Source organism: Faecalicatena sp., assembly GCF_058819085.1.
The window spans coordinates 15,997-37,881 of the sequence record NZ_JBZUUL010000013.1; the positions used below are offsets into that span (position 1 = coordinate 15,997).

19 protein-coding genes are annotated in these 21,885 nt (G+C 47.8%); 5 read left to right on the forward strand and 14 right to left on the reverse strand.

What is annotated here, in order from left to right:
* Positions 1-13: 13 nt before the first annotated feature.
* Positions 14-898, reverse strand: coding sequence for a LysR family transcriptional regulator (locus AC4OGX_RS06360; RefSeq protein WP_493329201.1), 885 nt, complete (start codon positions 896-898; stop codon positions 14-16).
* A 312-nt stretch (positions 899-1,210) separates the two neighbouring features.
* Here AC4OGX_RS06360 and AC4OGX_RS06365 point away from each other — a divergent pair, with 312 nt between their 5' ends.
* On the forward strand, positions 1,211-2,218 hold the full coding sequence (locus AC4OGX_RS06365) for a YeiH family protein (protein WP_493329202.1): 1,008 nt from the start codon (positions 1,211-1,213) through the stop codon (positions 2,216-2,218).
* Positions 2,219-3,052: 834 nt separating this feature from the next.
* Here the strand turns inward: AC4OGX_RS06365 and carB are convergent.
* The 3 genes from carB to AC4OGX_RS06380 all read right to left on the reverse strand — a co-directional run bounded on the left by carB (position 3,053) and on the right by AC4OGX_RS06380 (position 8,775).
* Positions 3,053-6,256 (reverse strand): carbamoyl-phosphate synthase large subunit, encoded by a 3,204-nt coding sequence (gene carB, locus AC4OGX_RS06370; protein WP_493329204.1) that lies wholly within the window; start codon positions 6,254-6,256, stop codon positions 3,053-3,055.
* Entirely contained in the window at positions 6,256-7,326 is a 1,071-nt protein-coding gene (locus tag AC4OGX_RS06375; RefSeq protein ID WP_493329206.1) for a carbamoyl phosphate synthase small subunit, read from the reverse strand. Before AC4OGX_RS06375 ends, carB begins: the two co-directional genes overlap by 1 nt.
* Positions 7,327-7,551: 225 nt before the next feature.
* Positions 7,552-8,775: a transglutaminase domain-containing protein gene (locus AC4OGX_RS06380; RefSeq protein WP_493329208.1), complete on the reverse strand. Its 1,224-nt coding sequence runs from the start codon at positions 8,773-8,775 to the stop codon at positions 7,552-7,554.
* Between the two features lie 631 nt (positions 8,776-9,406).
* Between AC4OGX_RS06380 and AC4OGX_RS06385 the strand changes: the two genes are divergently transcribed.
* The gene (locus AC4OGX_RS06385) at positions 9,407-9,556 is read left to right on the forward strand and encodes a hypothetical protein (RefSeq protein WP_493329210.1); all 150 of its coding nucleotides are present in this window, start codon (positions 9,407-9,409) and stop codon (positions 9,554-9,556) included.
* A 179-nt stretch (positions 9,557-9,735) separates the two neighbouring features.
* On the forward strand, positions 9,736-10,065 hold the full coding sequence (locus tag AC4OGX_RS06390) for a hypothetical protein (protein WP_493329212.1): 330 nt from the start codon (positions 9,736-9,738) through the stop codon (positions 10,063-10,065).
* A gap of 50 nt (positions 10,066-10,115) precedes the next feature.
* Here the strand turns inward: AC4OGX_RS06390 and AC4OGX_RS06395 are convergent, their stop codons facing one another.
* From AC4OGX_RS06395 to AC4OGX_RS06440, 10 genes are all read right to left on the reverse strand, one after another.
* Complete coding sequence (locus AC4OGX_RS06395; protein WP_493329214.1) at positions 10,116-11,402, reverse strand: peptidoglycan-binding domain-containing protein; 1,287 nt, start codon at positions 11,400-11,402, stop codon at positions 10,116-10,118.
* Positions 11,403-11,490: 88 nt separating this feature from the next.
* Positions 11,491-12,525, reverse strand: coding sequence for an RIP metalloprotease RseP (rseP, locus tag AC4OGX_RS06400; protein WP_493329216.1), 1,035 nt, complete (start codon positions 12,523-12,525; stop codon positions 11,491-11,493).
* A 6-nt stretch (positions 12,526-12,531) separates the two neighbouring features.
* Complete coding sequence (locus tag AC4OGX_RS06405; protein ID WP_493329217.1) at positions 12,532-13,674, reverse strand: 1-deoxy-D-xylulose-5-phosphate reductoisomerase; 1,143 nt, start codon at positions 13,672-13,674, stop codon at positions 12,532-12,534.
* Positions 13,675-13,758: 84 nt separating this feature from the next.
* A complete protein-coding gene (locus AC4OGX_RS06410; RefSeq protein WP_493329219.1) occupies positions 13,759-14,568 on the reverse strand; it encodes a phosphatidate cytidylyltransferase in 810 nt (269 codons plus the stop codon).
* Complete coding sequence (gene uppS / locus AC4OGX_RS06415) at positions 14,561-15,277, reverse strand: undecaprenyl pyrophosphate synthase (RefSeq protein ID WP_493329221.1); 717 nt, start codon at positions 15,275-15,277, stop codon at positions 14,561-14,563. Before uppS ends, AC4OGX_RS06410 begins: the two co-directional genes overlap by 8 nt.
* Positions 15,278-15,357: 80 nt before the next feature.
* Positions 15,358-15,909: a ribosome recycling factor gene (gene frr / locus AC4OGX_RS06420; RefSeq protein WP_493329223.1), complete on the reverse strand. Its 552-nt coding sequence runs from the start codon at positions 15,907-15,909 to the stop codon at positions 15,358-15,360.
* A gap of 14 nt (positions 15,910-15,923) precedes the next feature.
* Entirely contained in the window at positions 15,924-16,619 is a 696-nt protein-coding gene (gene pyrH, locus AC4OGX_RS06425) for a UMP kinase (RefSeq protein WP_493329225.1), read from the reverse strand.
* Between the two features lie 67 nt (positions 16,620-16,686).
* Positions 16,687-18,258, reverse strand: a complete 1,572-nt coding sequence (locus AC4OGX_RS06430; RefSeq protein ID WP_493329482.1) for a ClC family H(+)/Cl(-) exchange transporter — start codon at positions 18,256-18,258, stop codon at positions 16,687-16,689.
* Positions 18,259-18,373: 115 nt separating this feature from the next.
* Entirely contained in the window at positions 18,374-19,051 is a 678-nt protein-coding gene (locus AC4OGX_RS06435) for an LrgB family protein (RefSeq protein ID WP_493329227.1), read from the reverse strand.
* On the reverse strand, positions 19,051-19,410 hold the full coding sequence (locus AC4OGX_RS06440; RefSeq protein WP_493329229.1) for a CidA/LrgA family protein: 360 nt from the start codon (positions 19,408-19,410) through the stop codon (positions 19,051-19,053). The genes AC4OGX_RS06435 and AC4OGX_RS06440 overlap by 1 nt, the downstream gene beginning before the upstream one ends.
* 316 nt (positions 19,411-19,726) lie before the next feature.
* On the opposite strand from AC4OGX_RS06440, the gene aroF reads away from it, so the two are divergent.
* A complete protein-coding gene (gene aroF / locus AC4OGX_RS06445) occupies positions 19,727-20,740 on the forward strand; it encodes a 3-deoxy-7-phosphoheptulonate synthase (RefSeq protein ID WP_493329231.1) in 1,014 nt (337 codons plus the stop codon).
* Between the two features lie 89 nt (positions 20,741-20,829).
* A complete protein-coding gene (gene aroB / locus AC4OGX_RS06450) occupies positions 20,830-21,885 on the forward strand; it encodes a 3-dehydroquinate synthase (protein ID WP_493329233.1) in 1,056 nt (351 codons plus the stop codon).

The window sequence follows — 21,885 nt, forward strand, 5'->3', positions numbered from 1 at the left end:
TCTTCCTCTTTTCCTACACAATCTTTGAAAAACGCTGAAATAAAACACGGTATGTATCTGCATAGATACTCCCCCGTCTCCAGATAAAGGTAAAATCATGGCTGAGCTTAAAATCCTTGATACGGATCTCCTTAAGCTCCCCATTTTCCAATTCCTGTCTTACCGCGATCTCATATAAAAATGTAATACCTAACCCCTCTTTTGTCAACTCCTTAATCGTATGCAGACTTCCGATCTCCGCAGTCTTAGCAAAATCATCCACACCAAAATTCTTCGAATCCAGATAGCGCTCCAATATTTCACGCGTCCCGGAACCATACTCCCGAAGCAGCAGCCTCTCACTAAATAAATCCTCCAGCTGTCTTATCTTTTTTTGAAACGGATAATGGGGACTGCACACCGGAATATAATTCTCTGTGGAATAATGGAGAAAATCATACTCGCTCTTTTTAAAAAATCCCTCCACCAGTGCAAAATCAAGTTCTCCATGATCCAGCTTCTGCAAAAGTTCCTGAGTATTCCCCACTTCCATATGAAGCTGAGCATCCGGATACTCCGCAAGATATCTCTTTAAGATCCGGGCCATGATCACCTCCCCCACCGTCATCGTGGCCCCAAAACGGATATCCTGGAATTCCTCATATGCACTCTGCATCCTCTTTCCCAGAGAGAGCTCATCATGGGTCATAGTAAGCGCCGCACTGCGCAGCATCTCCCCCGCCCGGGTCAGCTTAAGCTTCTTCCCTTCATAACGGAACAGCTTCACCTGATAATGCTTCTCCAAATACCGCACATGCTGGGACACTGCCGGCTGTGTGATATTCAGTGCTTCCGCCGCCCTTGTAAAATTCATATACTGACATACCGTAAGAAATGTCTCCATCCGAAAATCTAACATGACAATCCCCCATAAATCGAATCCAGGCGTGCCTGCTTCATACAACTGACCGCTGGCACACCAGCAGAAAGTACCTCTGCTGCCCGGATATTACTGTATCATTTCTTCATCTCATTTTATTGGTTGATCATAACATAATTTTATTGTAAAATAAATATATATCATTTTAATTTATGAATATTTTATGATATGATTAGAAAACAGCAGTCTTTATACGGATGAATCCGGCCCAAATACCGGGGCGTATAAAGAGCAGCATCTTACCGCTGCGCTGCTGCATTATGAGGTACAAAGGAACGGAGGATTCAACAAATGAACTTTATGAAAAAGAACGGTCCGGGGCTTCTCTTATGTCTCGCGATCGCAATACCGGCCTGGTTTTTAGGGAAGGCCGTACCGGTCATCGGGGGACCGGTGTTTTCCATTCTGATCGGCATGGTGCTGACACTGCTGATCAAACAAAAGGATACTTTAAAACCGGGAGTTACCTATACTTCCAAAAAAATCCTGCAGGCCGCAGTCGTTTTCCTTGGATTCGGCATGAACCTGACTGATATCCTGGCAAAAGGACGCCAGTCACTGCCTATTATCATTTCCACAATCAGCACTTCACTGATCATCGCCTTTATTTTATTTAAAGTATTAAAGCTTCATCCAAACAATGCGATCCTGGTCGGAGTCGGCTCTTCTATCTGCGGAGGCTCCGCAATTGCTGCGACTGCACCGGTCATCCATGCAACAGACGAAGAAGTGGCACAGTCCATCTCTGTCATCTTCCTCTTTAATGTAGTGGCTGCACTGATCTTCCCTGCTCTGGGAGGGGCGCTGCACTTAAGTAATGAGGGCTTCGGGCTCTTCGCCGGAACTGCCATCAATGATACCTCGTCTGTCACTGCTGCCGCAGCAGCCTGGGACGGCATGCATGCAAGCCACACCTTAGAGGCAGCTGCGATCGTAAAAATGACAAGGACCCTGGCGATCATTCCGATCACCCTGGCACTGGCAGTCTATGGGGAACGAAAAGAGAAAAAACTGGAAGGCTCATCCTTCAGCCTGAAAAAGACCTTCCCCTACTTCGTACTGTTCTTCATCCTTGCAGCCGTTGTCACAACCGTATTCCATCTGCCGTCCACTGTGACAGCCCCATTAAAGGATCTAAGCAAATTTTTGATCATCATGGCTATGGCAGCTATCGGGATCAACACCAATATCGTCCAGCTGGTAAAAACAGGAGCAAAACCCATCTTCACCGGATTCTGCTGCTGGGTCGGGATCGCATGCGTCAGCTTGGGGATGCAGTACTTCCTGGGGATCTGGTAGGAAGCGGGTGTATGTTCTAACCGGGAGAGGATGCGGGACCGGACGCTTAGGAGAAGCCGTGCCCAGTGTGCTTTCCCAAAGTGGCTGCTGGTTGCGCGGGCTGACCATTGCGCTAAGAGGTACTAAATGAAACAGAGGCGGATTTCGCGGCACGAAAGGGATTCACCGTGTTTGCCTGATGCAAACACGGCTCAGCCCTTTCTGATATTTGATTTTGTGAATCAAATATCATCCGTGAAATCCGCCTCTGTTTCATTAAGTACCTCTAAAGCTCATTTTATGCCCGCGAAACCAGCAGCCGCTTTGGGAAAGCGCGCTGGGCGCGGCTTCTCCTGCGCTGGGTGCATCATATCAGGTGGGTAGGACCATACATCGGGAGGGATTCCGGGTGGGAAAGACAGATGGTGACTGACAGGGTGAAACAAAATCCCACCCTGCCAGCCAACATCCGGTGCTTCCACAATGTTCCCCCTAAAATGGAGTGTGTCCCGACCGGATGCGCTTAGCTGTAAAGAAAGGCGAGCCTGTCTCCCGCCGGGACTTACATGCCGTTTCGAACGCCATCTAAGCGAGTTTTAGAATATGTTGCAGAAAATAAGGAGAAAACGGAGGGCATGCTTTGATGTCTCACATCAAAGCATGCTGACACCTGAGGCGCAAAATCATCAGATTTTGGGCTGAATGTGTCAGGTACCTCCATTTTCTCCTTATTTTCTGTTACATATTCTTTGCGAGCGGTAAGGCTTCGAAACGGCATGTAAGTCCCGGCGGGGGACAGGTTCACCTTTCTATACAGCGCCCCAACTCGCTCTCCACTTCATTCCTAACGAACGCCTACTGCACAGTCGCGATATCGATAAGGGTTAGCTTCTGGATATCTGTATTTTCAAGGCTTGTGATCAGTGCTCTTGCGGTATCCATAGCGGTGAGTACGTTAACTCCTGTCTCGATGGCATTCCTGCGGATGACAAATCCGTCTCTGGAGTGTTCTGCGCCCTGAGCCGGAGTGTCGATGACCAGGTCGATCTCGTGTCCTAAGATCAGGTCCAGTAAGTTCGGGGACTCCTGCTCGATCTTGCGGACCGGGATCGCTTTTACCCCACCTGCTTTTAAAGCCTCTGCAGTGCTCTTTGTGGCAAAGATACGGTAACCGATCTTCTCGAAACGGCGTCCGATCTCTACGGCTTCCGGCTTGTCTTCATCCCTTACGGTCATGATCATATTCTTGTATTTCGGCAGGTTGATCCCTGCGCCCAAGAAGGCTTTGTATAGAGCCTCGTCAAAGGTTTTCGCGATTCCTAAGCATTCTCCTGTGGATTTCATTTCCGGTCCCAGGCTGATGTCCGCACCGCGGATCTTTTCGAAGGAGAATACCGGCATTTTAATTGCCACGTAGTCGGCTTCCTTCTGAAGTCCCGGAGTGTATCCCAGTTCTTTGATCTTGCTGCCGATGATAACCTTCGTTGCCAGCGGCACGATCGGGATCCCTGTTACCTTGCTGATATACGGCACGGTACGGCTGGAACGCGGGTTCACCTCGATAACGTAGACATCGTCCTCTCCGCATACGATGAACTGGATATTGATCAGTCCGATAACATGGAGAGATTTTGCCAGTCTTCTGGTGTACTCCGCGATTTTTTCTTTTGCAGACTTGCTTAAGCTCTGCGCCGGATAGACGGAAATACTGTCTCCGGAGTGGATTCCTGCGCGCTCGATATGCTCCATGATCCCGGGGATCAGGATGTCTTCTCCGTCACATACGGCGTCTACCTCGATCTCTTTTCCCTGGAGGTATTTATCTACCAGGATCGGATGGTCCTGTGCGATCCGGTTAATGATTCCGATGAATTCATCGATATCGTGGTCATTGATGGCGATCTGCATTCCCTGGCCTCCCAGCACGTAGGACGGTCTGACTAAGACCGGATATCCCAGTCTGTTTGCCACTTCTTTTGCTTCCTCTGCAGTAAATACGGTACCGCCTGTCGGACGCGGGATCTCGCACTTTTCCAGGATCTCATCGAATAACTCACGATCCTCCGCCTTGTCTACATTTTCCGCAGAGGTTCCCAGGATCGGCACGCCCATCTTCATCAGGCTTTCGGTCAGCTTGATCGCAGTCTGTCCGCCGAACTGTACGACAGCACCGTCCGGTTTTTCCAGATCTACGATGCTTTTTACGTCTTCCGGTGTCAGCGGCTCGAAATACAGCTTATCGGCGATATCAAAGTCCGTACTTACCGTCTCCGGGTTATTGTTTACGATGATCGTCTCGTACCCTTCCTTTGAAAATGCCCAGGTACAGTGTACTGAGCAGAAGTCGAACTCGATTCCCTGTCCGATACGGATCGGGCCGGAACCAAGCACCAGGACTTTCTTCTTACCGCTTGTCTTTTCGGCCTCATTTTCTCTTCCATATACAGAGTAATAATATGGTGTCGCTGCCGCAAACTCTGCCGCACAGGTGTCTACCATCTTATAGGCTGCCACGATGCCATTTGCATGGCGCATGTCGTGGATCTCCTGCTCTGTTTTTCCGGTGAGGTCAGCGATCACATTGTCCGGGAATTCGATGCGTTTTGCTTCCTTTAAAAGTTCTGGTGTCAGCTCCTGCGTTTTCAGTGCCTGCTCCATCTCTACAATGATGGCAAATTTATCGATAAACCAGTGGTCGATCTTTGTGATCTCGTGGATCGTGTCATAGCTGATCCCCCGGCGCAGCGCCTCTGCGATCCTCCAGATACGCATATCATCCACCTTGGCAAGCTGTTCTGTCAGCTCGTCCTCTGAAAGGGCGGTAAAATCATAGGACATCAGACTGTCCACATGCTGCTCTAAGGAACGGATCGCTTTCATCAGCGCACCCTCAAAGTTATCACAGATACTCATGACCTCCCCTGTCGCCTTCATCTGAGTCGTCAGTGTCCTTTTGGCACTGATAAACTTATCAAACGGAAGTCTCGGGATCTTGACAACGCAGTAATCCAGCATAGGCTCGAAGCTTGCATATGTTTTTCCGGTGATCGCATTTTTAATCTCATCCAGGGTGTAGCCCAGCGCGATCTTGGCTGCCACCTTCGCGATCGGATAACCGGTTGCCTTGGATGCCAGCGCAGAGGAACGGCTCACACGCGGGTTGACCTCGATGACACAGTACTCAAAGCTCTCCGGGTGGAGGGCATACTGTACGTTACATCCGCCTGTGATGTTCAGCTCACTGATGATATTTAAAGCTGAGGTACGCAGCATCTGGTATTCCTTATCCCCCAGGGTCTGTGACGGAGCCACAACGATACTGTCTCCGGTGTGGACACCCACAGGATCGATATTTTCCATATTACATACGGTAATGCAGTTCCCATTAGAATCCCGCATCACTTCGTACTCGATCTCTTTCCATCCTGCGATGCAGCGCTCTACAAGCACCTGTCCCACACGGGAAAGACGCAGGCCGTTTGCCAGGATCTCCATAAGCTGCTCAGAGTTATGGGCGATACCGCCGCCGCTTCCGCCTAATGTATATGCAGGACGCAGCACGACCGGATAACCGATCTCATTGGCAAATGCAAGCCCGTCCTCTACATTTTCCACGACCAGAGACGCCGCTACCGGCTCCCCGATCTTCTCCATAGTTGCCTTAAATTCCAGACGGTCCTCCGCCTTCTTGATGGTCTCAGATGTAGTACCGATCAGACGGACATTATTTTCCTTTAAGAAGCCCTTCTCATCCAGCTCCATCGCCAGGTTCAGTCCGGCCTGTCCTCCCAGAGTCGGCAGAACGCTGTCCGGCTTCTCCTTTTTAATAAGCTGCTCCACTACCTCAACGGTGAGCGGCTCGATATAGACACGGTCTGCGATGTCCTTATCCGTCATGATCGTGGCCGGGTTAGAGTTTAAAAGTACGACCTCAATCCCCTCCTCCTTTAAGGAACGGCAGGCCTGTGTCCCTGCATAATCAAACTCGGCTGCCTGCCCGATGATGATCGGACCGGAACCGATGACTAATACTTTTTTAATACTATTATCTCTTGGCATTATTTTGCTCCCTCCATCATATCCATGAATCTGTCAAACAGGTAACTGGAATCCTGCGGTCCCGGGCATGCCTCCGGGTGGAACTGCACGGTAAAGATGTTCTTACCGATATATTTCAGCCCTTCGTTTGTCCCGTCATTTACATTGACAAAGGCCGGAACGGCGATCTTAGGATCTACATTTTCATCGTCCACCACATATCCGTGATTCTGGGAAGAAATATATACCCGGTTGGTCAAAAGATCCTTCACCGGATGATTTCCACCGCGGTGACCGTATTTTAATTTATATGTGGCCGCACCAGTAGCAAGAGCCATCAATTGATGTCCCAGACAGATTGCAAAAATCGGTATGTCCGTATTGTATAATTTCTTGATTTCTTCGATAATAGAAATGCAGTCTGCAGGGTCTCCAGGACCATTCGAGAGCATAATACCGTCAGGATGAGCTGAGATGATTTCTTCAGCAGTTGTGTGGGCCGGATAAACAGTCACGCAGCAACCACGTTTATTTAAAGACTTGGCAATGTTATTCTTTGCGCCTAAATCAAGGAGTGCGACTTTTTTTCCATTTCCTTCCAAAACATATTTCTTCGAACATGTTACTTTGGAAACAACATCCCCTGCCCGATAGGCCTTTAACTTCGGAAGGATCTCTTCCAGATTATAATTTTCATTGGTCGTGATCATACCATTCATGGTGCCTTTTTCCCTTAAGATCTTGGTAAGAGCACGGGTATCCACATCTGCGATCCCCGGAATATCCTGCTTAACAAGGAAATCCTGGATCGTTCCCTCACACCTGAAATTGCTCGGCATACGGGACAATTCCCTTACAATATAACCATCCGGCCATGCTTTTTTGGATTCCATGTCCGGTGTAATTCCATAATTCCCGATCAGCGGATAAGTCATCACTACTGCCTGCCCCGCATATGAAGGGTCGGTCAGCACCTCTAAATACCCAGTCATGGAGGTATTAAACACGATTTCACTTATCATCTCTCTCTTCGAACCGATACTCTTTCCTGTAAACACGGTTCCGTCTTCTAATATCAGAAACGCTTTCATATGTTCACCTATTCCCTTCGTATTCCCTGCCTTTGAGACCGCACTGCCGCTGATGCCGGATTCTCTCCCTTTTTAAGGTGAAGACCGGTACAGGGCTTTGCCAGGGTGTAATTTTACATAACAAAGGCACTCTTGGAATCCATTGTGTCCAGAGCGCCCCAGTGCTCAAATTGTAAAGATTATACTACAATTCAATTCAGATTTCAACAATTTTTTTAATTACTTTTATCCATAATTCCAATAAATACTAATCTTATCCATGACCTCATCCTCCACATATGTGTACTGTACGGATTCCAGCCCATAATAATCCAGAAGATTCTGAGCCGCCTGCTGCACCAGATCATTCAGGATCACATCGTGTGCCTCCTGATACAGGCTGTCATTGGCAAACTTGCAGGTAAAAGAGCTCTCCTGGTTATAAATGGACTGGTTCATAGCCTCTAAGATCTGATCCGGCCTAAACTCTTCATAATACATCCCGTTCAGTCTGTAATAATTCAGATCCATGGAAGTGCACTGCGGAAATGTGACAAAGGTATCTGCCGTATGATTCTTCATGATCTCTGCGTCGCTGCAGCACAGATAATCATAATTAATACTCTGCCCCGGCGGCCTTGTTCCCCCTTCTTCCTCGATGAACACCGGATCCCCGAAGGTCACATCCATCTGATAATACTGTCCGTTACATTTTACAATGTTCCATGCATGAGCGCCCTGATTCGGGATGTTTCCCGTCACATAGATACATTCGATCCCCAGCTGCCTTAAAAGATACTGGGCCGCGCGGGAATAGCCCGCACATACGGAAGCCTTTCCCACAAGCGCGCTGTATATATTCTGATTATCCGGGGCATCCAGGTTATAATCCACGGTGTTCACCAGATATTCGAAAACGTATTTGATCTTATCATACTCAGACATATCCCCGCTCATCCCGGAAAAACATTCTGCTCTTGCCGCCTCGATCTCAGCCTGTCGTTTGTCCTTCTCCTCTCCGGTATAGGTGTAGACCGGCTGAACCTCTGCGTACTGTTCATAACTGGTCACCTGCATCTGTCCGTCACACCAGAACAGCTCCGGTCTGTCCATGGAAATAAACTGACTAATCTTTTCAAGCACCTTCATATCCGGGGAGTGCATGTAAATAGTAGGAGCTGCTTCTTTGAGTCCCTGATACATCTCCTTGTACAGCTTTTGTTCCTCTTCGTCAAGCTGCTGATAATAATATCCATTTGACACGTCCTCCTCCGTGATCTGTATCTCTTCAAACGGTACGTCTGCCAATGGGGAAGTCTTCGTTTTCACCGTCTCGATCACTTTTTTTGTGGATGCAAAAAGATCTGGAAGCAGCATTTTGGATACCGCGCCCAAACCTGTAAATATACATATTATAATAATCATGCCGAGTATGAACGGCCATCTTCTTCTTTTTCTTCTTCTCGCCATAATTTTTTCTCCATAATGTCAACTCATCCTTAAATAAAGCCGGATACTGCCCGAATGTCATATCTCATCTTCCTTTTAAAGAGTTGTCTGCAGCTTCCCGCAAAAAATGTGTACTGCAACAAAACGTTGCTGCACTTTCTCATAATCCTCCATTTTTTCACCTCTTTTAAATTATAAGGCAATATACAGAAAAGTTCAAGTTTACTGCATATTTCTTCATTCTCTATTGTCACTTTTTGTAAGAAATCCTGCACCTTTTTCGCTAAAAAAACACATAATAACCTTTTTATCGTCCCTTTCCACCCTTATTTTACAATTTTCTCCCTGACATTTTTGTGATATGATATATCCAGGGGGTGATACTAATGATGCATGTATTCTATTGCGAGAAGTGCAAAAGATACCACTATACGAACAATAAATCCCACGCTCGCTGCTGTAAACAGCCTATGTGTCCTGTAAATGTGAGTTTTACAGATTTTGTAAGAATGAAACAGAACGAGCGTGAGCATTTATTGCAGCTTTATTCTATGGCAGAATAGAAGCTGATTTTTTTCTTTACCATAGCTCTCTGATACATATTCTTTCCTTTTTTGTGCATAATACATTAAAAAATGGAAGGAGATCCTATATGAGAGAGATTAAACTGCCCTCAAAAACCACAGAGGCCAACGTATATGATGATGACAATATCCCAGAGATCGACCTGCCCTCAAAAAACGGGCTAAAGAGTGTGATCCCGGATGAGGTTCCACCCAGAGAAGGTCCCGGGGGAGCTTAAAAGGCATTGTTTAGTGCCGGGATTCTGAGATTTTACCATTTTTGTATGCTTTAGTGCGAAAGTTTTTGCCCTTTTGATTGTTTATTTAATATAGGGAATTAAATGATCCTTGTCTTCCAGATATTACAAGTATCTTTTACAGGGAATACGCCCTATTATTATAAACAGGGGTGGTTCTCGTGAAGAAAAAAATCTGTACTGTAATCATTGTATTTTTATATCTGATCCTGCTGTATCTTAACACAACACCGGACTATGAAATGGCCGGAGACATCGTAACCTTATCTGATACAGGTAAAGAGGTCGAATTGAGTATCATTATACACAAATTCTGGAAAACAGACGAATATGTAGAAAAAATTGCAAGGGAACACGCAAAGATAAATGGGATTCCGGATTCACTCGTAGTGAACGTCTATCTCTCCCGCTATTGTCTGCGGAAAGGATATAAATACCGGACATTCCAGGTAACTTTTACCGGGTCCCCGCCAAAAAAACAGCTCTTATAAAAATTCAGGACTGACATCCCTTTGTCAGTCCTGCTTTTTTGCTCCTTTTCCTATACCAGTTCCGCGATTCTGGATACTCCCACGTAGATTTCAGAAATCTTATACCATGTTGAATAATCCACGATCCCTGTCTGCGGCAGTCCGAATACAGACTGAAAGATCTCCACTGCATTGGCTGTTGCCGGACCAAAGATCCCGTCCGCATCGATTCTTGGAATAGCAGGATATGCCCCTGCGATCACATTGATCTGCTCCTGCATCTGCCGTACCTTATCTCCGCTGGCACCGATCCCCAGATTATATCCTGGCCAGGAGGATGGCACTCCTGATATCTCCTCGGCGCTGTTGATGTACATATCGTCCCCGTAAAAATACCGCAGGATCTCGATCGGAGAATATCCCTGCTGACCTAATTCCATGGACCCCCACTGAGTCATCCAATTGGGACAGGATACCCTGCGCCCGTCACAGTACTGTGTCAGGATCGGCTGTCTGACATTCGGTCTGGACAGATAGCTCGCAAACAGCTCATCTACGATCACCGAGATCGTGTCAAATATGTTTCTCTCCGGTATCCACTTATGGTCAAATGCTGTGGAGGATGTAATAGTAAAGTCATAGCCTTTATTCCGGTACCACTCCGTATAGACCCTGTTCAGAGTAAATGACATGATCGCCAGCACATTTGCCCGGATCGTATCTGCGGGCCAAGTAGCATAGATCTCGCTGGAAGCCACATTCTTAATGTAATCCCTGTACCTGACATAATAATTATTAGCAGTCGGATCCCTTGGAGAACCGTCATGTACAATGATAAACTCCGGTACTACGACACGGCTCAATACGATTTCCCCTGTCTCGTCAATCGGCTTGATCTCATCCTCCGCGATCTTGGGCGGATAATCCCCATACAGTGTATGGGCCGGAATCACAAATACGGTTTCATCCTGGCTCACCTCTGCAAGGGGCCGAAGCCTTATATTCTGGATCGCCTTTACTTCCGGCAGCACTTCTGCCCCTGCAACACTGACCGTCTCATATCCCGGCGCACTGATATTCAGCGTATACTCTGCATAGGGCTGCGATTCAATGGTCGGGTTCAGACTGTATTCCAACGGCGGCGTACTCAGCTCAAGAACCTCACTCTGACCTGAAGCGTCCGTACCCACCTGTTCTAATGTACTGTCAGGTACTCCTGTATAAGAGATAGAAATCGTTGCATCCGTGATCGGGAAAGCTGTGATCTCCGAGGTGACATTGATCTGCAGCCGGCCTTTATCTACGGCATTGTCCTGCATTGCTTTTAGAGAAGTCATTCCATTCCTCACAAAACTCATTTCCATTATATATATGCCGGAAAACTCCATAGGATTACAAAAAAGCCGGCAGTCCTTCAAATTTAAGACTGCCGGCTTGTATCACCGGTTAAAAAAGATTCCGTATATCATTATACATAACGACCACCATCAATACCAGCAGAAGCGCGAATCCTGCGAAATGCACCATGCCTTCCTTCTCCGGGGGCACTCTCTTTCTCCTGACTGCCTCCACGACCAGAAAGACCAGACGGCCGCCGTCCAGCGCCGGAAGCGGGAGCAGGTTCATGACGCCTAAGTTGGCTGACAGAAGGATTGCAATGTTCAAAAGGTTCAATATAACCACCTGCCAGCCTGCCGGAGCCGATTCCTTGTAGATCCCATCCACTACATTCACGATTCCCACAGGCCCTGACATCTGCTTGATGCCCACCTCACCACTCACTAAAAGCTTTAAGCTGCCAAAAGTATAGTCGATCCAGTATCTAAGCGTATAAGCTCCATACTTCACAGATTCCAGGATTCCTGCCTTAGTGTACTCACCGGTCCCCTGGATCCCCATCATTTTGAAGGAATCGCCCTCAAGCTGTCTTGGTTCGATCTGGGCTGTATACTCTTTTCCGCCTCTCTCATAAGTGACCGTAACGGTATCTTCCTCCTTATTCATCAGATTGAAGAGGCTGACCTCTTTCCATAGATGAACATTCTTCCCATTCAGTTTTGTGATCACATCCCCCTTTTGCATTCCCTGTTCCATGGCAGAATAACCTGGCGTCACTCCTGCCAGCACCGGCTTGTCATATCCGATCCACGCTACCATGATGATAGAAAATATCAGTGCCATGATGAAGTTGAAAACGGGCCCTGCCACGATCACAGACATCCTTGCCCAGACAGACTTGCTGTTAAAGCTGCCCTCGGACATATCGTCCACTTCGTCCTCCCCCATCATACATGCACCGCCAAAAGGCAGCAGCTTCAAAGAAAACTTTGTCCCCCCGATTCTCTTTCCTATGATTGTAGGACCAAGTCCCAATGAAAATTCGTCCACACGGATTCCATTTAACTTTGCCAGGGTAAAATGCCCCAGCTCATGAAAAATGATGATTCCGCTGAACAAAAGTATTGCTAAAACGATACCCATATATTACTACCACCTGTTTTTAATAAATTCATATGTTGACTGTTCAGTATTTAGTATCTCTTCTACCGTTGGATCCTCGATCATCTTATGCTGCTCCATGCAGGTCTGTATGATTTCCGGAATCTCCAGGTAACGGATCTTACGCTCCAAAAACAATGCCACAGCCTTTTCATTCGCTGCATTGAGCACAGTCGGCAGCGATCCGCCCTTTCTGCCTGCTTCAAAAGCAAGCTTAAGACCATAAAACGTCTCCATGTCCGGCTTCTCGAATGTGATCTGGGATAATGTGCCAAAATCAAGCCTGTCTCCCGGCAGATATCTTCTCTCAGGATAATACAGTGCATACTGGATAGGCAGCTTCATATCCGGTGTGCCGAGCTGGGCAATGACTGCACCGTCCTCGTACTCGACCATGGAGTGAATGATACTCTGTGGCTGCACCACAACCTCCACCTGGTCAACATCGACATCAAAAAGCCACTTTGCCTCGATCACTTCCAGTCCTTTATTCACCATCGTTGAAGAATCGATCGTGATCTTACGTCCCATCTCCCAGTTTGGATGCTTTAGGGCATCCTCCACCTGGATATTCTCTAATTCTTCTCTTTTCCTGCCCCTGAACGGCCCTCCTGATGCAGTCAGAAGGATCTTATGCAGTGCCTTCCTCTGCCCGCCCTCAAGCGATTGGAATATGGCGCTGTGCTCGCTGTCTACAGGAAGGATGGCACTGCCATACTCCCTGGCCAGCGGCATGATGATATGACCTGCCGTCACCAGTGTCTCCTTATTTGCCAGTGCGATATCTTTCTTTGCCTTGATCGCCTCGATGGTCGGCCGGATGCCGATCATGCCCACGATCGCTGTCACAAGGATCTCAGCGTCCGGCTGTACTGCCACCTCCAAAAGTCCGTCCATACCGGATAGGACCTTCACACCCAGGTCTCTTACCTTCTCCCGAAGCTCCTTCGCCTTCTCTTCTGACCAGACTGCTGCCAGCTTCGGTGAAAACTCTCTGATCTGCTGTTCTAACAAAGCGATGTTATTTCCGGCTGCAACAGCAGTCACCTCGATATCCTGATTCTCTCTTACGACCTCCAGTGTCTGGGTTCCAATGGAACCGGTGGAGCCGAGTATTGCTATTTTCTTCATTTTAAAACCCTCTCTTGCGTATCTTCCTGGTCACTGTCTGCTGGCTCGCCAATGAACAGTAACTCCTTCTGGCTGACAGATTTTCTACAAAAGGACTGATAGATAATATATGATCGGTGCCGTAAAGATAACACTGTCGAACCGGTCAAGTATCCCTCCATGTCCCGGTATCAGCTTTCCATAGTCCTTGATATCATGGAAACGCTTGATGGCAGATGCCGCCAGATCCCCCACCTGGGAGATCGCACCGCCTGCTGCACCGATAATGGCGTATCTTGCCACACTGGCTCCGGCTCCTCCCCAATGATTGATCGCCAGAGCATAAAGAACACCGATCAGTGCCGCGCCGGCGATTCCTCCGATCCCGCCTTCAATGGACTTCTTCGGACTCAGCTTCGGTGCCATCTTATGCTTTCCGATGAGCATTCCCACACAGTATGCACAGGTATCACATCCCCAGGAGCATATAAATACGAGCCATACCGTAAACACGCCGCCTGGAAGGATCCTGGTCTGATAAATATAGGAAAGCATGACTGCCACGTAAAAAAAGCCGAAAAATGCTGCTAAGATCTGCTCCGTCTTAAACTTCGGATAAGAAAACACCATCACAGCCATCATACAGATCAAAAATGCCATAAAAAGCAGCAGGAACCAGTCTGTCGTATCCGGCAGGACCGGTTTGAAAAAGACCAGCCCGTAATACAGCACCGCAAACAGATATCCGCATATCCCCGGCGCCTTTGACTGGATCCCGAACACCTTGTAGAGCTCCGACATCCCGATCAGGCTGATGATGAATAAGGTGGCGAAGAGGATGCTCCCCCCGAAAATCAATGTGACCAGTGCAATGATCACTAAAAGTATCCCGCTCAATAACCGTGTCTTAAACATCCTGTGCCTCCTTTACCCCTCCAAAACGTCTGTCTCTGCTATTATACTGTTCGATAGCTTTGACCAATTCCTCTTTTGTAAAATCCGGCCATAAAACATCCGTAAAATAAAACTCCGTGTAAGCCAGCTGCCATAACAGATAATTGGAAAGCCGAATCTCCCCGCTTGTACGGATCAGCAGATCCGGGTCCGGAACACCATGGGTATCCAGATATGTCTCATAAAGCTTCTCGTCGATGGCTGACACATCCACCCTGCCTTCCACACAGTCCTGTGCAAGCCGTCTTGTCGCGCGAATCATCTCGTCTCTGCTTCCATAGTTGATCGCGATGGTAAAATTCAGCCCGCCGTTATTCTTGCTCGCTTCTTCCAATTCTTTTATTCTGCCCTTAATATCCTCATCCAATGCAGTGATATCTCCGATCACGCGGATCTTCATATCATTCTTCTGGGCAGTCTTAAGGCATGTTTTCATGTAATTGCGCAATAGCTTCATCAGGGCATCCACCTCGCTCTTCGGGCGGTTCCAATTTTCCGTGGAAAACGCATAGACAGTCAGGTACTTGATCCCCATGCGCCATGCCTCCTCACAGATACGCTCCACGTTCTTACTTCCCTGCGCATGTCCGTAATTTCTCGGCATTCCTTTCGACTTCGCCCAGCGGCCGTTGCCGTCAAGTATGATCGCCACATGCTGTGGTACATTCATTGTTATATCCTCCCATCTTATCAAAGAGTAAAAGAGGGGCTGTGTAAAAAACAAGCCCCTCTTATTCACTAAATACCCTTTTATACAGTCAGTACTTCTTTGGATTTTGCCTCTACAGCCTTGTCCACTTCAGTAATATACTTATCTGTGATCTTCTGAAGAGATTCTTCCAGGTCCTTGATGGCATCTTCGGAAACTTCGCTTCCTTTAAGTTTCTTAAAGGCCTCATTACCGTCGCGGCGGATATTACGGATAGCAACCTTAGCTGCTTCTCCTTTTTTCTTTACATCCTTCACCAGTTCTTTTCTGCGCTCCTCTGTCAGTTCCGGGAACACCAGTCTGATCGTGGAACCGTCATTGGTCGGATTGATACCGATATCTGACATATTGATCGCCTTCTCGATCTCTTTTAACAGGCTCTTTTCCCATGGCTGGATCTGGATCATGCGCGCCTCAGGTACAGAGATATTCGCTGTCTGCTGGATCGGGGTCGGTGTTCCATAATAATCAACTGTCAGCTTATCCAGTACATGCGGATTGGCACGTCCGGCTCTGATCGTCACCAGTTCGCTCTCCAGACTCTTAATTGTCTTTGTCATCTTCTCATCAAATACTTTTAATCTTTCATCCATGTCCTATATCCTCCCTATACTGTTACTTTTGTTCCTGTAAATGTACCGCTCATCGTCTCCACGATGCTGTTCTCTTCATTCAATCCGAATACCAGCATCGGCATCTTATTCTCCAGACAGAGAATGGATGCAGTCAGATCAACTGCCGCAAGCTTCTGGTCAATGACCTCCGAAATGGTGATCTCATCATACTTCTTAGCTTCCGGATTCACCTTCGGATCACTGTCATAGATTCCGTCGATTGCTTTGGCAAGAAGCATCGCATCTGCCTCTATCTCGATCGCACGCAGCACTGCCCCTGTATCTGTTGAAAAATACGGATGGCCTGTCCCGCCTGCAAAAAAGATGACCTTTCCTTCCTCCAATGCCGCCACAGCCGCATCCTTGGAGAATAAAGAAGTGAACGCTCCACAGACAAACGGTGTGAAGATCTCTGTCTTCATCCCCACATGTCTGAATATATCTGATACATAAATACAATTCATTACCGTAGCAAGCATCCCGATCTGGTCCGCCTTTGTACGGTCTATCGTCTCACTTGTGCGGCCTCTCCAGAAGTTACCCCCTCCGGTCACGACTGCTACCTGGATCCCGTCATCGACAAGCTGCTTTACCTGCTTCGCAACACCGATACAGGTCGCTTCATCAAAGCCTGTCTTCTTGTCTCCTGCAAGTGCTTCTCCACTCAGCTTTAACAATACTCTTTTCATACGTCTTAAGCTCCTTCAAATTCTGTAGTGTAGACTTATCAAACTGTGATTTGTCCAATAAGGTATTCTAAAATGAAGTATAACATAACTTTTCCATTTTGTCATGCACATATCCTGCATCTCTTTCATCTGTCATCGTTGTCAGTGTATCGCCCGCCATCAGTACGGTTTTCCCCTTCGGGATCAGCTCTTTTCCTCCCCGTTCCAGTGCAACCAAAAGACAGTTGTCCGGCCAGGTGATATCCTGCACCATCTTCTCCTCCAGCACCGAACCGTTCATGATCACAAAGGTACTCAATACCTTCTGGCTGGAGCCTTTTACATTGACCGCCGTTGCCTTGTGGTGAACCTTTAGAATACGGTCCAGCAGACTCTCATAGATCGGCTCCGATCTCAGCAGCGTGGCAATGATATAGGCCGTGACTGAGACGATCGCCAGTGAGAGCATCTGGCTCACCGAACCGGACATCTCGAATAAAAGGATGATCCCGGTGATCGGGGCACGCACGATCGCAGTAAAATACCCTGCCATGGCAAGCAGCACAAAATTATTGATATACACAGGATCCAAGCCGAAGAATTGTACCCCTGTCATAGCAAAGATACCTCCGATCATGGCCCCTAAGATCAACAGCGGGAAGAAGATGCCTCCCGGCGCTCCCGAGCCAAAACTGACTGCTGAAAAAATAAATTTTACAATAAACGTAAGGATCACCAGTCCTAAGACCATCTCCCCGTCCGTCAGCGAGACGATCAGTTCATGGCCGCTGCCCAGTACGGACGGCATGTAAAGCCCCAGTACCCCTGCAGCGAAAAAGGCGATCATCAGACGGCTTGTCTCGTTTAAGAACTTCGGTTTTTTATAGAGATCCTGTGCCTTTAGCATGGCCCAGTTATAAAAAGCTCCCATGGCTCCAAGGATGACTCCCAGAAGGATCAGCATCCAGTAATGGTCCTGGGGCAGGACATGCTCAAGCCGGAATTGGAAAACCGGATCCAGGCCGATGATGTAGGAAGAAATAAAATCTGCCGTCACAGAGGCCGTCATGACTGAGATCAGGATGGACATAGAAAAACCTTTATGTATCTCCTCCAGCGCGAACATCATCCCGGCAAGCGGTGCATGAAATGCTGCCGCGAGACCTGCACTCGCCCCGCAGGTCATCAGGTATTTTTCCTCCGTCTTCCCCCGGTCCAAAAGTCTTGAGATCCCTTGTCCTGTCATGGCCCCTAACTGGATGGACGGACCCTCCCGCCCAAGGGACAGGCCGCCGAACAGACAGAGGAACCCTCCGATGAATTTAGCCGGGAGCACCTTTTTCCAGCTCTGGGCCAGCTTGCCCGTCACTTCCCCCTCTACCTGGGGGATACCGCTGCCTGAGATCATCGGCTCCCATTTCACCAGCTTTCCTACGATATACGCCAGCAGCATCAGGATCAAAAACCATCCTGCGATCCGCAGCGGACTTTTCTTTACATACTCTAAGATAAGTTCCAGCCATTTTCCCGCGTATGTCAGTGCCACCCGGTAAAGCAGAACGATCAGGCCTCCGACCACGCCTACCAGGAGCCCCTCACCGATCAATATCACAGGAAAACGCTGCGCCCGCTTAATCGTATGCGAAGTATCTTTCTTCAAAATATTTCCCCCTCGTCTCTTCATCGACTTCTCTTTTGATCAACCTCAGTTTCGTGGAATCTGTCCTACATCCATTTCCGTGCTGTTTTCAATGTCCGGTCTTAAAGGGCGGTCATCAGATCAGCATCGAAAAGAGTACTGTAACGATTCCGCAGATTCCAATGGCGAGGCCGCTCATAGCCCCTTCCACTTCTCCGATCTGGATGGCTTTAGATGTTCCCACCGCATGGCTGCACGCCCCAATGGCAAGACCTGCTGCCACAGAGTCCGACACCCTGAAGACCTTGATCAATAAGGGGGCCATGATGCTGCCCAATATCCCTGTAAATATCACAGCCACCACCGTCACCGGGACGACTCCGCCGTGTGCCTGTGCCACTCCGATCGCGATCGGGGTCGTCACAGACTTCGGAACCATAGACATGGTAAGAGCCTCATCCAGCCCAAACAAAGCGCACATCCCATAAACACTGGCCATGGATGCAAGAGAACCTGCTATACATCCTACTATAATAGGCAGCCAGTATTTTTTCAAGATGGAAAGCTTCGTATAGATTGAAACTGCCAGACATGCCGTCGCAGGCGCAAGGAACATATTGATGATCTCCCCACCCACATTATAGGAATCATAGGGGATCTTAAACACAAGCAGGACTCCAATCACCAGGACGATCGCTATGATCAAAGGGTTGCAGATGGCTGACTTCGTTTTCTTCTGGATCTTCACACCGATCCCAAACGTGATGACACTTAATGCCACACCAAAATAGGGGGATGTATACAAAGCCTCCATTATTTCTTCCTCCTGTTCATAAGCTTCATTGTAAGAGTGACGCTGTAAGCCGTCACCACAAAGGTAATCACCGTTGATACAATGCAGATAATGACCAGCTTCACCGCACTGTTTTTCAACAGGTCAAAATAATTCATGATGCTCACTCCCGCCGGGACAAAGAAAAATGCCATATTCCCCAGCAGGAAATCTGATTTTTCCTGGATATGCCCAATTTTCAAAACGCCTGTCAGCAGGCATAAAAACAGGAAGATCATCCCGATGACACTGGCCGGAAAATCAAACGGAAGGAATTTTGCGATCACCTGGCTCAGCCAGCAAACTGTAAAAATAATACCGATTTGTTTTATTATCTTCATCTTACGTCCCCCTACTCTCCTAATGAGATCCACTGGTCTGGTTACTTTCATCTCGAATTTTGCTGTGTTTTCTATCTATGATAAAATACACCACAGAAAGGGAATTGTCAACGATGTCTGCCAGGAAAGCTCCACATGCTGCTGTAAGGTTTTAGGCAAATTTATGACTGTATTTTTCCCAAACTTATTGACATTCTCGGAAGGATGTTTTATGATACTTATGTTTTCACACTTTAAACAACTAAAATTTTACAGTATGAAGTCACGTATCATATCTAGTTACATAAGACATTACTGTTATTGGGAGGAAATAGAAATGATCATCGTATTGAAACCACACACATCAGAAGAAAACGTTACACGCGTAGAGTCTTTGATCAAGAAACGCGGCCTGGATACGCATATCGTCCGGGGATCTGAAATGACGATCATCGGCTGTATTGGAGATACAACCGCGATCGATCCGAAGATATTCGAAGTCGACATGTCCGTTGACAAAGTTATGCACGTACAGGAGCCTTACAAGCTGGCAAACCGTGCCTTCCATCCGGAGGACTCTATCATCGACGTGTCGGGAGTTAAGGTCGGCGGAAGCAATCTCGCACTGATCGCGGGCCCTTGTTCCGTTGAATCCTTCGATCAGGTCATGGAAATCGCAAAGGCTGCCAAAGCAGCCGGTGCCAATATGCTGCGCGGCGGTGCCTTCAAGCCAAGGACCAGCCCATACTCTTTCCAGGGCCTGGGAATGGAAGGACTGGATATCCTCTGCGAAGTGAAAAAGGAGGTCGGACTTCCGATCGTATCAGAACTGATGTCCCCTGACCATCTGGACGTATTCAACGAAAAGGTGGACTTGATCCAGATCGGTGCCAGAAACATGCAGAACTTCGATCTCTTAAAGCAGCTCGGACAGCTGGACCGCCCGATCCTGTTAAAACGCGGTCTCAACGCCACATACGAGGAGTGGGTGATGTCCGCAGAGTACATCATGGCTTCCGGAAATGAGAATGTCATCCTCTGTGAGCGCGGAATCCGTACCTTTGAGACCTATACCAGAAACACTCTTGATCTGCAGTGCATCCCGGTACTCAAGAAGAAGACACACCTCCCTGTCATCGTTGACCCAAGCCATGCCGGCGGAAAATGGTGGCTCGTGGAACCAATGGCAAAAGCTTCTGTTGCAGCCGGAGCTGACGGTCTTATGATCGAGGTACATAACGATCCTGAGAACGCACTCTGCGACGGTGCTCAGTCACTCAAGCCTAAGAAATATGATGAATTGCTGAAACAAATCAAACAAATCGCCTCCGTGGTAGGGAAAACCGTTTAGAATGAGGTAGGTTGTTCATGGGGGTCAGACTCTTCTGCAAAGGGGTCTGACCCTTTTGCGAACCATTTTGTAAGAAAGGAAGAATACTCTTGAAATTAACAGTTAACTTAGGTAAAAATAGCTATCCTATTTATATTAAACCTGGAATTTTGGCACATTCCGAACAATATATCTCTCAAGTCTTCCATGGTAAGAAAATCATGATTATCTCAGATGATAATGTCTTTCCTCTGTATGGCAGGAAGCTGATTCAGGCTCTGCCGTCCTATGAATGCAGCAGCCTTGTTCTGCCCCATGGTGAGATTACAAAAAGCTTTCAGACTCTGCCTCAGATTTATACCGCCATGCTGGAACAAAGGATCACCCGCAGTGATCTGGTCATTGCGCTGGGAGGCGGAGTGATCGGAGACCTTGCCGGATTTGCTGCCTCCAGTTATTTAAGAGGAGTAAAGCTTGTACAGATTCCCACTTCACTTCTGGCCCAGGTGGATTCATCAGTGGGCGGAAAGGTGGCAGTAGACCTGCCTCAGGGGAAAAACCTTGTGGGTGCTTTTTATCATCCGAAGCTGGTATTGATCGACCCTCAGGTCCTTGACACCCTGCCGCAGCGATTTATCACAGACGGCATGGGAGAAGTCATTAAGTACGGGTGCATCAAGGATGCTGCTCTGTTCGAAACATTAAGTGCTCACCGCTCCTTTGAAGACTTAAAAGAACAGCTTGCCTCTATCATTTACCGCTGTGTGGATATCAAACGGATCGTCGTAGAGCAGGATCAATTCGACACTGGGGAACGGATGCTTCTGAATTTCGGGCACACGCTGGCGCATACTATCGAACAGCATTATCAGTACGGACGCGAAAGCCACGGAGAGGCAGTTGCCATTGGGATGTACCAGATCACAAAAATAGCAGAAGAAGCAGGACTTACAGCCCCGGGCGAGGCACAGAAAATCGCTCACGTGTTAAAAGCCTACGGACTGCCAGCCACATGCGGGCTGCCGATGGCTGACCTTACAGACGCAGTCAAGCTGGATAAGAAGAACCTGGATGACCATCTGAATGTGGTTCTTCTCCATAAGATCGGTGACAGCTATGTTTACCCGACGGATTTAGATTTTTTTAAAAAGGCAGGAACTATCTGA

Excerpts from the sequence above, each read along its gene's own strand:
- AC4OGX_RS06360 (WP_493329201.1), bottom strand. The coding sequence starts at position 898 with ATGTTAGATTTTCGGATGGAGACATTTCTTACGGTATGTCAGTATATG.
- AC4OGX_RS06365 (WP_493329202.1), top strand. The coding sequence starts at position 1,211 with ATGAACTTTATGAAAAAGAACGGTCCGGGGCTTCTCTTATGTCTCGCG.
- carB (WP_493329204.1), bottom strand. The coding sequence starts at position 6,256 with ATGCCAAGAGATAATAGTATTAAAAAAGTATTAGTCATCGGTTCCGGT.
- AC4OGX_RS06375 (WP_493329206.1), bottom strand. The coding sequence starts at position 7,326 with ATGAAAGCGTTTCTGATATTAGAAGACGGAACCGTGTTTACAGGAAAG.
- AC4OGX_RS06380 (WP_493329208.1), bottom strand. The coding sequence starts at position 8,775 with ATGGCGAGAAGAAGAAAAAGAAGAAGATGGCCGTTCATACTCGGCATG.
- AC4OGX_RS06385 (WP_493329210.1), top strand. The coding sequence starts at position 9,407 with ATGAGAGAGATTAAACTGCCCTCAAAAACCACAGAGGCCAACGTATAT.
- AC4OGX_RS06395 (WP_493329214.1), bottom strand. The coding sequence starts at position 11,402 with ATGAGTTTTGTGAGGAATGGAATGACTTCTCTAAAAGCAATGCAGGAC.
- rseP (WP_493329216.1), bottom strand. The coding sequence starts at position 12,525 with ATGGGTATCGTTTTAGCAATACTTTTGTTCAGCGGAATCATCATTTTT.
- AC4OGX_RS06405 (WP_493329217.1), bottom strand. The coding sequence starts at position 13,674 with ATGAAGAAAATAGCAATACTCGGCTCCACCGGTTCCATTGGAACCCAG.
- AC4OGX_RS06410 (WP_493329219.1), bottom strand. The coding sequence starts at position 14,568 with ATGTTTAAGACACGGTTATTGAGCGGGATACTTTTAGTGATCATTGCA.
- uppS (WP_493329221.1), bottom strand. The coding sequence starts at position 15,277 with ATGAATGTACCACAGCATGTGGCGATCATACTTGACGGCAACGGCCGC.
- frr (WP_493329223.1), bottom strand. The coding sequence starts at position 15,909 with ATGGATGAAAGATTAAAAGTATTTGATGAGAAGATGACAAAGACAATT.
- pyrH (WP_493329225.1), bottom strand. The coding sequence starts at position 16,619 with ATGAAAAGAGTATTGTTAAAGCTGAGTGGAGAAGCACTTGCAGGAGAC.
- AC4OGX_RS06435 (WP_493329227.1), bottom strand. The coding sequence starts at position 19,051 with ATGGAGGCTTTGTATACATCCCCCTATTTTGGTGTGGCATTAAGTGTC.
- AC4OGX_RS06440 (WP_493329229.1), bottom strand. The coding sequence starts at position 19,410 with ATGAAGATAATAAAACAAATCGGTATTATTTTTACAGTTTGCTGGCTG.
- aroF (WP_493329231.1), top strand. The coding sequence starts at position 19,727 with ATGATCATCGTATTGAAACCACACACATCAGAAGAAAACGTTACACGC.